Below are 10,072 nucleotides of genomic sequence, written 5' to 3' on the forward strand. Positions count from 1 at the left end.
GCTGCAGATCCAGGGCCAGCATCATCACGACCAAAACGATCAGCATCAGCAGTTGGCTGAGAATGTTGATCAGACTGCCGTTGATCAGTTCCGCAATACGGTTGACATCGGTGGTCAGCCGCGCGATGATTTTACCGACCGGGCGGCTGTCATAAAAGTCAAAGGAGAGTTTCTGAATATGTTCGAACAACTGACGCCGCAAATCATATAGAACTTTGGCGCCGGTTTGATTGATCAGCAAGCTTTGCTCGCGGTTGGAAAACCAGCTGATACAGGAAATTAAAAAATAGAGAGCGGTCATTTTGACCAGATAAGCATAGTCGAAGTTACTGATACCGTGATCGATCGCGTTCCTGACGACCAAAGGTTCCAGCACGCTCATGAACGTCTTGATCGAGACGAAAGCGGCAGCCAGAAAAGCGGATTTGCGATAGGGGAGAATGTATTGCAGCATCCTGATAAATAAATGACTGTCAAAAGCTTTCTGTTCGGTTTCCGGTTGTTCCTCTTCCACATCAAATAAATTCCCGGTGGTGGTTGTCTGCTGATTGTCTGCCATGGCTTCAAACTCCTTTCTGCTGCGTTTCGCTGCGATTGGACATTTGCTGTTCAAAGAGCCGCCGATAAAGTCCGCCCAGCGAAAGGAGTTCCTGATGGGTCCCCATTTCGGCAATCCGGCCGCCTTCCAGGATGACGACCCGATCTGCATTTTGAATGGTCGAAAGCCGCTTGGCAATGATTAATGTGGTGCGTCCGGCCATGACGGTTTCCAAAGCAGACTGGATCTTTTGCTCTGTCTCCACATCCACACTGGAAGTAGCCTCATCCAGAATGAGAATTTTCGGGTTCAGCAGGACGGCGCGTGCCAAAGCCACCCGCTGTTTTTGTCCGCCGGAAAGACCGATGCCGCGTTCACCCACCATGGTATGATACCCTTGTGGTAAGGTATCGATAAATTCGGCGGCCTGGCTGACCTCCGCCGCGTGTTTGACGGCGGCCACCGTGGCATTGGGCGAACCGTAAGCAATATTGTCACCGATTGAAGTGGAGAAGAGGAAGGTTTCCTGCAGCACCATGCCGATATTTTGCCGCAGGGTTGCCAGTGAGAAATCACGCAGATCCACACCGTCCAGGGTGATTCTGCCCTCTGTGACATCATGAAAGCGCGGGATCAGGTTCATCATGGTAGTTTTGCCGGAACCGGTACCGCCGACAATGGCTACCCGCTCTCCCGGCTGCACATCAAGATTGATCCGGCTGAGAATTTCGGTCTGCGGATCGTCCTCAAAATGGAAAGAGACATTTTCAAAGCATAAATGGCCGCGGATCACTTCCGGTGCGATCGGATGTTCCGGGTCATGGATTTTCGCCGGCAGGTCCAAAATAGCAAACACACGCGGTGCGGCGGCCAAAGCGCGGCCCAGCATATTGATCAGGAATCCCAGCATCCGGACGGGCCACATAAATTCCCAGAGGTACATGTTAAAGGAAAGCAAATCTCCCATGCTGATGCGGCCGGCTTGATATTCCAACCCGCCGAAAAATAAAAACAGCATAATCCCGAGGGCGGAAGTAAATTCCATCATCGGATTGTAGCGCGCTTCCAGGCGGGCGCGGGAGATGTTTTTATCCCGATAAATCATATTTTGCCGATCAAATTTACCCATTTCGAAATTTTCTCTGGCAAAGGCTTTGACAACGCGGACGCCGGAAATATTTTCCTGCAAGGCGGAGGTGAGATGATCCATCTGTTCCCGTACCGCCTCCCAGGCGGGGCGCACGACCCGATTAAAACGATAGACTAAAAAAAACAGGACCGGCAGGGTCGCAAGCGCTTTGGCAGCCAGCGTAGGACTGATGTAAACGAGCATCGTGACCGTACCCAAAACAGAAATGACATTGGTGATCAATTCCAGAAACGACCAGCAGACAAATTGCTGAACAATATCAACATCCTCGGTCAATTTGGCTAGAATCGAGCCGGTCTGTGTTTTTGCAAACCAGGAAATCGATAAGGTCTGCAATTTATCATGCAAACTTTGACGTAAGTCAAGCGCAATTCTCTGGCCGACATTTTCCGAACCATACCATTGGATAAAATTACAGATGCCGCGCAGGACCCAGAGCCCGATATAAAGCCATAAGGAATGCACAACCAGCTGCATATTACCGGAAGGAATGCCTTGATCGATGATGGAACGCAGAATCATGGGCGGTACCAGTTTCATTAAGTTACCAACAATCAGAGCGAGGATGACCGCTGTGTATAGCAACCGATAAGGGCGAATGAGTGTAACGATCTTTCTAAAATTTTGCAAGCGAAAGCTCCTTTCGGGACAGCTGTTTTCGTAAAAAAACGCCGCATATCTATTTTTCAGGATATGTGGTGCAGTGAAATCAATTCGGATCCGTTTTTCGCTAGTAATAACGATTTCATCATAACAGGCTCCCGCAATCAGGCATGCTTCGCGCAAGTCAGCTTCGCGCAAGTCAGTTTTCCATACTATCTTCAGCTGTTTGGCCGGCGCGACGCTGCGTTTGTTTTCTGCACGGATCGATGCAATGATTTTATGCGCTTTTCAATCTTCAAAAGCAAAGCGGATCAATTGTTCGGCTACTTCTGTAGCATGGCCCTGACTTCAAGCCCACAAAGCAGCTAGCTCTGATTTCCTGTTCCCGTGTGGCTTCCCCCGCTGCAAATCACCCGCACCTGCCCGATGGAATTCCATGGCTCGTCCGGACAATTCAGCTCAGCGCGGCGATTCCCGGTTGCTTTTTGGCTTTTTTGCAAGAGGCTGCGGCAATTTTCCTCTGCTTATGCTCTGCCTGACTGGGCTTTCTGGCCGAAACACCGGCCGAGCGGCAGAATCAGCGGATCGGTGAGAAAGGCAGTATCCTGTTTTTGGCACGGCAGTGAAAGTTAATTTTTTTGTGCCTGAAGTCAGATCCATTTCCCCTCTTCTTTGGCATTTGGCTGTTTTGGATGAAATGACTGATCTGCCCCGCTTTAAAATTTCAAAAAAAATGGAAATAGTCCTTCTTTTTTTATATTACAATTAAATTACATCTAATTTCAGACGCTTTAAGGAAAACGATAGGATTACCCGCTCTAAATAGTTCTTATGCAATAAAAATCAATTAATTTTTATGCAGATGGTTCTAAAGGCAGTAAAGGATTTTTCACAACGGGAAACGAATTGATAAATATGGATGACAAAGGAGGAGAAAAAGATGAAACGTGTGGTTTCATGGATTTGTTTGATGTTTATCCTGATCTGCCCCACTGCGCTTGCTGCGACGAATCAGATCGATAACGGCTATTATATAAAAAACTATGATGTTCGGCTGGTGGCGAATCCGGACAGAAGCTTCGATGTGACCGAGACAATCGAAGTCTATTTCAAGGAAGCTTCCCATGGTATCACCCGTGATGTTTCCCCCTACAGCAGTGTGGAAGAAGTCAGGCTGAAGAATTTCCAAGTCAAGGATCTGCCGTTCAGCGAGGAAAGTTACGGGGTCTATCGGATCGGCGATCCGGATCAACTGGTCAAAGGCGATGTCACCTATGAGATTTCTTATACGCTGTCTCATTATGCGGATCCCAGCAGCGTCTATGATTATATCTATGTCAACTTAATCGGCACCTCCTGGAATACCCGCATCGAGCAATTTAGCGCTGCGGTTGGTTTACCGGCCGGGGCTGTGCTGAATAAATACACGATCACAGGCGGCGCCTACGGCAGCACTGCTGCCAACGACCTCTGCAGTGTCAGTGTGCTGGGCAATCAAATCCAGATTACCGGTAAAAAACAGCTGCAGCCTTACGAAGGTTTGACGATCAATGCCGAATTGCTGGAAGGCGCCTTCCCGCTGGCCCCGGTCTGGCAGTCTGATTTTCAAGTCAGGCAATTGGATGTCTTTGCGGTGATGAATGAATATGCCGATTTAACGGTTACCGAAAATTATACGGCCGTTGCCAATCTGGACGGAGCCTCCTTGCTGCGTAATTTATCGCAATATGAGCAGAAAGGCATCAGCAAAATCGGCAAAGTGGAAGTGATGCCGCCCGGCAGCGATACCTGGCAAGACGCCGCTGACACGGCCGCCCCGTTGTTGGTAAGCAGCGCCAAAGCCGGGGAAACGCTCACATTTGCCGTACGCTATACGGTAGCCTATGCCAATCCTCAGGCGCAGGAGGACTGGCAGCTCTATTTTATGGAAAATTCCGATTCCTGCTGGTATGACGCGATATCACTTACCCTGCGCAGCCCTTTTGATTATGCTTCGTCTTCTTTTCGATCCACCTCCAATTTCAGCGAAGGAACGACCGACTTGTTCACCAAGCAGGTGATTGGTAATACCCTGACTGCCAGAATGCAAGGCAGCTACAGGAAAGGCGACGCCTTTAAGCTTAGTTTTGCTTACAAAGCAGGCAGTACCTTTGCGCGTCATTTCTTTATCTGGGATTATCTGCTACCCGCGCTGATGCTGACTGTCTTACTGACGGCGTTCTGGCTGGCGTTTATTCGGCAAAGAGATCCGATTTTAACACCACCGGTGCAGTTTTATCCGCCGGAAGGACTGAATCCGGCAGAAATTGGTTACATCATTGACAATACGCTTTCAGGCAGAGATCTGACTGCTCTCATCTATTATTGGGCGTCGCAAGGGCACTTGCTGGTGGAATTCACCGGCAAAGACAGTTTCATTCTGCACAAGAAAAATGAACTGGAGGCTTCTCATCCCGCCTATGAGAAGAGTATGTATCGTTCCATGTGGGGGTTCGGCAGCAGCACCCCCGCGAGCGCTTCCGGCAACCCAGCGGCAGAGACAGAAGAGGTCAGTGTCAGCGAAGCGCAGCTGCAGGGAAAATTCTATGCTGTGCTCAATACCACACTCAGCGGTGTCCGGAATACCTATCGGGGAGAAAAAGCGCTGTATCGTCAAAGTGCAGGTATCCTGGCCGGTTTGGTCGGCTATCTCTGGCCGCTGCTTGGCATGGCAGTTTCTGTTCTGGCAGCCTATTTCTACGGTTACCATGATTTGGTCGAGCACGCGGTCGCTTCCATGCCGCTGGTGGTCGGCAGCTGGGGAGTTACGGTTTCCTTATCCAATCTGCTCGGCAAACGCCGGAAAAACACTTCGATTGCCTCCATTGCCCTGCTGCTGTTCTGTTTGGTTTTGGCTGGATTTGGTTGGCTGCTGTTTATGAGGGGGTATGCCGGCGGCGTGCTGCCCAGATGGAGTGCCGGGTTCAGCGGCGCCGCGCTGCTCCTGACCGGTCTGCTCGCTCCTTTGATCAGGCGGCGAACGGCCTATGGGTCGCACCTGCTGGAACTGTGCCTTGGATTTAAAAATTTCCTGCGTACCGCGGAGAAAGACAGATTGGAACTGCTTTTAGCCGACGATCCGGAATACTACTATAATATCCTGCCCTATGCCCAGGTTTTGGGTGTTTCGGCGATTTGGGAAAAGAAGTTTGACGGTATCACCCTGACACCGCCCAGCTGGTCCTATTCCAGCGACCCAACCCGCATGAACTTCAATATGATTTATATGATGAATCATATGAGCAATTCCCTGTATACAGTCCCGGTATCTGCCGGCAGGGGCATCTCTTCCGGCGGCGGCGGTTTCGGCGGCGGCGGATTTTCCGGCGGCGGCTCCGGCGGCGGCGGCGGCGGCCGTTGGTAAATCCGTAGCCAGGGCATCCGGGTAACCGAAAACTCCCTTCCCGAAAACAACGGATGAAAATCGCTGTTGTAGGGGGAAGGGAGTTTTCTTAAATTATTTGCCGCCTGACGGCGCCGGAATCAGCGCCTGTACCGCGTAAGACGGAGCGGATGACGATGGTTCCATTGAGCTGAACGGCGGCAAGGTGCTGGTGTATGGTCCGACCGATCACGGCAACGGCGCTTTGGATTATAACGGCAGCTCGCGGCTGAACGGAGGGATCTTAGCGGCAGCGGGCAATTCCGGTTGCGGCAGATTGCCGCATCCCTCTCTTTGTTCGGCGGCGGCATAGAGCGCAATGGAAACCGCAACAGCTAAATTGAGCGAATCGATCGCCTTGCTGTGCGGGATGACAATTGCTGTGCCGACACTACTATATTCCGGCGCTAAACCGGTCGCCTCATTGCCAAAAATCAAAGCAGGCGGCGCCGTCTGCGGCCAGCTGAATTGCCGCAGCGGCATTGCTGCGGTCAAAAGAAAAGGAAAGCAGAGATGCTGGGGAAAAGCGCTGCGGTAAGCTGCAAAGCTGGCAAAGCGGCTGATGTTCAGCGAAAATAGGGCTCCCATACTGCCGCGCACCACTTTGGGATCAAACAAATCAACGGCCGGCGTGATGACGGCTATGTTCAGAAAGTCAAATCCCAGAGCGGAGCGCAGGATACTGCCCAGATTGCCCATATTGCCGGGATTGACCAGTACCAAATGCGCTGCGTCGGCCTGCAGCGGCTGCTCCTGTTTTTGAAATTCGGCGATGACAAAACAATTCTCTTTCGGGCTCAGGCGTTTGAAGAGTTTATCCTGCAGCAGCAGGGGAATCTGATGCCGCTGGCAGAACGCACTGATTTCTGCGGCAGCGGGACGGTCGCTGAAACTGGGATGCAGCGCAATCCGGCGCACGGCTTCCGGCCGCCGCCGCAGCAGCTCCAGGGTGGGAAAGCTGCCGAAGGTATAAGAAGTCTCCGCTTCTTTTTTATATAATTTCCAGTCCATTTTTATTCCTCCCGCAGCACAAAACGTTCCAGCGCGTCGGCCACTCCATCCTCTTCGCAGGATTTGCCAACATAAGAAGCGGCTGCCCGGGCTTCCGGCTGCCCGTCTCCCATACAGACGGAAAAACCGGCCGCTGCAAACATGTCAATATCGTTGCCGCCGTCGCCTATGACTAAAATGGCAGCTTCCGGGATATTAAAATACTGTGCCAGCCAGTGGATGGCAAATCCTTTGTGAATTCCGCGCGGACCAATCTCCAGGAAGACAGGATAGCTGCGGGTTAAATTCGCTCGATTGGCAAAAGGCAGCAATGCTTCCATCGCCTGCAGAATCCGCTCCGGCGCATCGGTATAGATGATTTTATAAATTTTGGCTGCGGTCTGGCTTTGCAGCCATTCACTCAAACAACCGATGATGTGCACCTTGACATGATGCAGTTCGCGATAACGTCTGGCTGTTTCATTTTCACTGTCCGCATAAAACTCATCGTCGATGGTCAGGCTCAAATCGCCGGGAAATTGTTCCAGAGTGCGGCAAATTTCCCATGTTAAGCCGGGATCCAGAACGGATTCAAATAAAGTTTCCTGACTGATCGACTTGCGAATCAAGCCGCCCTGGTAGGTGACAATCGGCAGATCAAGCTGCAGGCTGCGGGCGTACGGCAGCGCCGAGGCGTACATTCTGCCGGTCACCAGAGTGACGACCACGCCCTGTTCTTTGGCACGCCGCAGCGCGTCGCGGTTACGGGCGCTGATTTGCTTTTGTTTGTTCAGCAGCGTATCATCCAGGTCGATAGCAACCAGACGGATTGGTTGAGAAGGCAGCATGTTGATCACACTTTCTCGCAGAGTTATTTCACCCCATCAATTCGTTTGTCAGATTCCTTTCTCCTGCCTGAAGAAAAACAGATCAAAAAGAAGCGGTCCCTCGCCGAACCGCTTCTTTTTTGGCAGCTTATTTTGCTTACCAACCGCCGCCGCCGCCGCCGCCGGATCCGCCGAAACCGCCAAAAGCGCCGGGAGCGGAGCTCATCGAACCGATGGTCTGCATCATACCGGCAGAGAGAGAACCAACAAAAGCCAGAGAATTGAAACTCACTGTGTTATACTCGCTTTGGTACCAGTTCGGGGGCTGCAGGCTGATGTGTTCAAATTGTTTTGCCCATTGATTGGTGACGCCAAGCACCATGGCATAGGGCAGAACATCATAAAAATAAGCGGGGTTTTCTTCTGCCAGGGCTTCGATACGCTCTTTTTCTGCCGATACAAGGAAATTGCGGAAGCCGAGAATTTTGGCCAAATAGGCATCCCCCAGAGCAGTGCGTTTGTCGCTGTAAGCAGATAGCCCTGTGAGGACAGCGACGGACAGCAGGCCCAAACTCTGCGGCAGCAGCATTTTTGCGGACTGCGCAGTCAAAACCAGACCGCCCGCCGCCAGCAGGGCAGGATAGAGCACAGCCAGCGGGATTAGAATTTTGCGATTCCTGCGCTGGAAAAAACTGACTGTCAACTGAGCCGTAACCGCACAGAACAACACTGCGAATAAGGTAATGAAAAAGGCTGCCAGGAAAATCGCCAGGTTACCCTCATCGGTAAAGCTGCTGCTGAAGAGGAAACAGACGAAAAACATGCAGAGTGCGGCCAGCGCAATCAGGATCGTTTGGCAGAGACGGCCTTTTTTGTCATAGACCGCAGTTTCCTTTTTGGCCTGGAAAGTATTCTGCACCTGCTGTTTGGCTGCGGTCACGGTTTTATGAAAATCGTTGCTTAACTGCTGATCGGTTACCTGCTCGCCGTTACCAAAGCGATGGAAAAGATCAAAGAAAACAGTTTGCTCGTAAGGCTTCGCCGTGTCCGCCAAATCAGCCAGACGGGTGAAGGTAAATTCCTTCTTCGTCCCAAACTCCGTTTCCGTGAGCTGTTCCTCAATCTTCAGTTTTTTATCCGCTGCCCAGCAGAGGATTAAAGAGAGAATATCCTGGTTGTCGACGCTGTGATCGTAAAGATAACCGACATCGGCTGAATTCAATCCCTCCGGCGGATAAAATTCGACGGTTGGAATCAGCGGGCGATTGCGCCCCCAGCGCAGCCAGACCAGCACTCCAAGCAAAGTCAGGATCGGATAAATCAGAAAAGCAGAACGGGCGATCAGAGCGGCATAATCGGTTTGCCTTGGAATACTGCCATAATAGCCTTCCGGTAAAGTCAGCAGAACCGTCAGAGGCTGATGCGGAGCTAAACTGCCTTGCAGAGTACCGCTGATCAGATTGTCGGCAATCGTATAGCGGATCCGGGAACCATTATCGTTCGTATCGCCTGCGTATTTGAAACTGAGTTTACTGGCATCAAAATCATGCGGCATGCGGATCGTAAAGCTGACATTGCTGATTGTGGTTGCCCAGCCGCTGCCAATCAGGTTGAAATAGAGCTCATCCGCGTCCTTGTTATGGTCGTCACCCAGCAGATAGCGATAGCTCAAAATATAGCTCTCTTTTGGCTTGGCCCAGGCCGCGGCATCGCCGATCTGAATGGTCTGATTCCGGTCATCCTGTATTACCGTAAACGGGTGTCCGCTCAATATCTTGATATCGAGCAGGGAAATCGGATAACCCTGATTGGAGAAGCTGGGAATTGTGCGATAAATGCCGTGCAGCTGCTCTGTAAAACGGGTATCGATCGTTTCGGTGATCCGATAAGAGTTGTCATCCTGCACGTTCATCTCAATCCGGTAAGCATCAATCACAAAACCTTCCGCCAGAACAACCGGGCAAAAAAACAGAGTCAGGAACAGTGTGAACAAAAAGATCCGTATTTTCTTCATCAGATGATCCTTTCTATGTACGGAAAGCTGCTTCAAAACAGCCGGTTGCACCGGTCATTTTGAAGCAGCCTTTTGATCGCCATTTAGAATTTGACCTGGACGTTCTCCCGTTCACTGCTTTCTGCCATAAAATACTCGCCGGGGGTTAAGTTCATCATATTTGCGACAATATTGCCGGGAAACATCGCGATTTTACTGTTGTAGGTTTTCACTACCGCGTTGTAGTACTTGCGGGCCTGGGAGATTTCGTTTTCCAAATTCATCAGCTGATCGGATAATTGACGGAAACCGGCATCCGCTTTTAGTTCCGGATAATTCTCGGATAATGCAAAAAGTGATTTTAAACTGCTGGCCAAAGCCGCTTCATTGGCTTGTTTTTGTTCCGGACCCTGGGCAGCCAATGCCATGTTACGGGCCTTGATCACATTTTCCAGCGTGTCTTGTTCATGAGCGGCATATCCTTTGACGGTTTCGACTAAATTAGGAATCAGGTCATAACGCTTTTTCAGATAGACATCCATGGTAGCAA

At 50.9% G+C, this 10,072-nt stretch carries 7 protein-coding genes; 1 reads left to right on the forward strand and 6 read right to left on the reverse strand.

The annotated features are described in order from the left end of the window. Together LLG09_03510 and LLG09_03515 are read right to left on the reverse strand one after the other, a co-directional pair. Positions 1 to 559, reverse strand: a 559-nt coding sequence (locus LLG09_03510) for a hypothetical protein (protein MCE5196180.1), incomplete at its 3' end; no start/stop codon positions are given. Positions 560 to 563: 4 nt separating this feature from the next. Then, positions 564 to 2,318, reverse strand: a complete 1,755-nt coding sequence (locus LLG09_03515; protein ID MCE5196181.1) for an ABC transporter ATP-binding protein/permease — start codon at positions 2,316 to 2,318, stop codon at positions 564 to 566. 913 nt (positions 2,319 to 3,231) lie between these two features. On the opposite strand from LLG09_03515, the gene LLG09_03520 reads away from it, so the two are divergent. Beyond that, positions 3,232 to 5,694 (forward strand): DUF2207 domain-containing protein, encoded by a 2,463-nt coding sequence (locus LLG09_03520; protein ID MCE5196182.1) that lies wholly within the window; start codon positions 3,232 to 3,234, stop codon positions 5,692 to 5,694. A 228-nt stretch (positions 5,695 to 5,922) separates the two neighbouring features. Here the strand turns inward: LLG09_03520 and LLG09_03525 are convergent, their stop codons facing one another. The 4 genes from LLG09_03525 to LLG09_03540 all read right to left on the reverse strand — a co-directional run. Continuing rightward, positions 5,923 to 6,723, reverse strand: a complete 801-nt coding sequence (locus LLG09_03525) for a TrmH family RNA methyltransferase (protein MCE5196183.1) — start codon at positions 6,721 to 6,723, stop codon at positions 5,923 to 5,925. A gap of 2 nt (positions 6,724 to 6,725) precedes the next feature. Further along, complete coding sequence (locus LLG09_03530) at positions 6,726 to 7,550, reverse strand: Cof-type HAD-IIB family hydrolase (protein ID MCE5196184.1); 825 nt, start codon at positions 7,548 to 7,550, stop codon at positions 6,726 to 6,728. Positions 7,551 to 7,686: 136 nt separating this feature from the next. Further along, on the reverse strand, positions 7,687 to 9,543 hold the full coding sequence (locus LLG09_03535; GenBank protein ID MCE5196185.1) for a DUF2207 domain-containing protein: 1,857 nt from the start codon (positions 9,541 to 9,543) through the stop codon (positions 7,687 to 7,689). 83 nt (positions 9,544 to 9,626) lie between these two features. Then, positions 9,627 to 10,072 (reverse strand): LemA family protein (locus tag LLG09_03540; GenBank protein ID MCE5196186.1); only part of this gene is annotated, 446 nt, incomplete at its 5' end.

This window comes from Negativicutes bacterium, from assembly GCA_021372785.1.
In the GTDB taxonomy this organism is placed as follows: domain Bacteria; phylum Bacillota; class JAAYKD01; order JAAYKD01; family JAAYKD01; genus JAJFTT01.

Coding starts and splice junctions, on each gene's coding strand:
- LLG09_03520 (MCE5196182.1), top strand. CDS start 3,232: ATGAAACGTGTGGTTTCATGGATTTGTTTGATGTTTATCCTGATCTGC.
- LLG09_03525 (MCE5196183.1), bottom strand. CDS start 6,723: ATGGACTGGAAATTATATAAAAAAGAAGCGGAGACTTCTTATACCTTC.
- LLG09_03530 (MCE5196184.1), bottom strand. CDS start 7,550: ATGCTGCCTTCTCAACCAATCCGTCTGGTTGCTATCGACCTGGATGAT.
- LLG09_03535 (MCE5196185.1), bottom strand. CDS start 9,543: ATGAAGAAAATACGGATCTTTTTGTTCACACTGTTCCTGACTCTGTTT.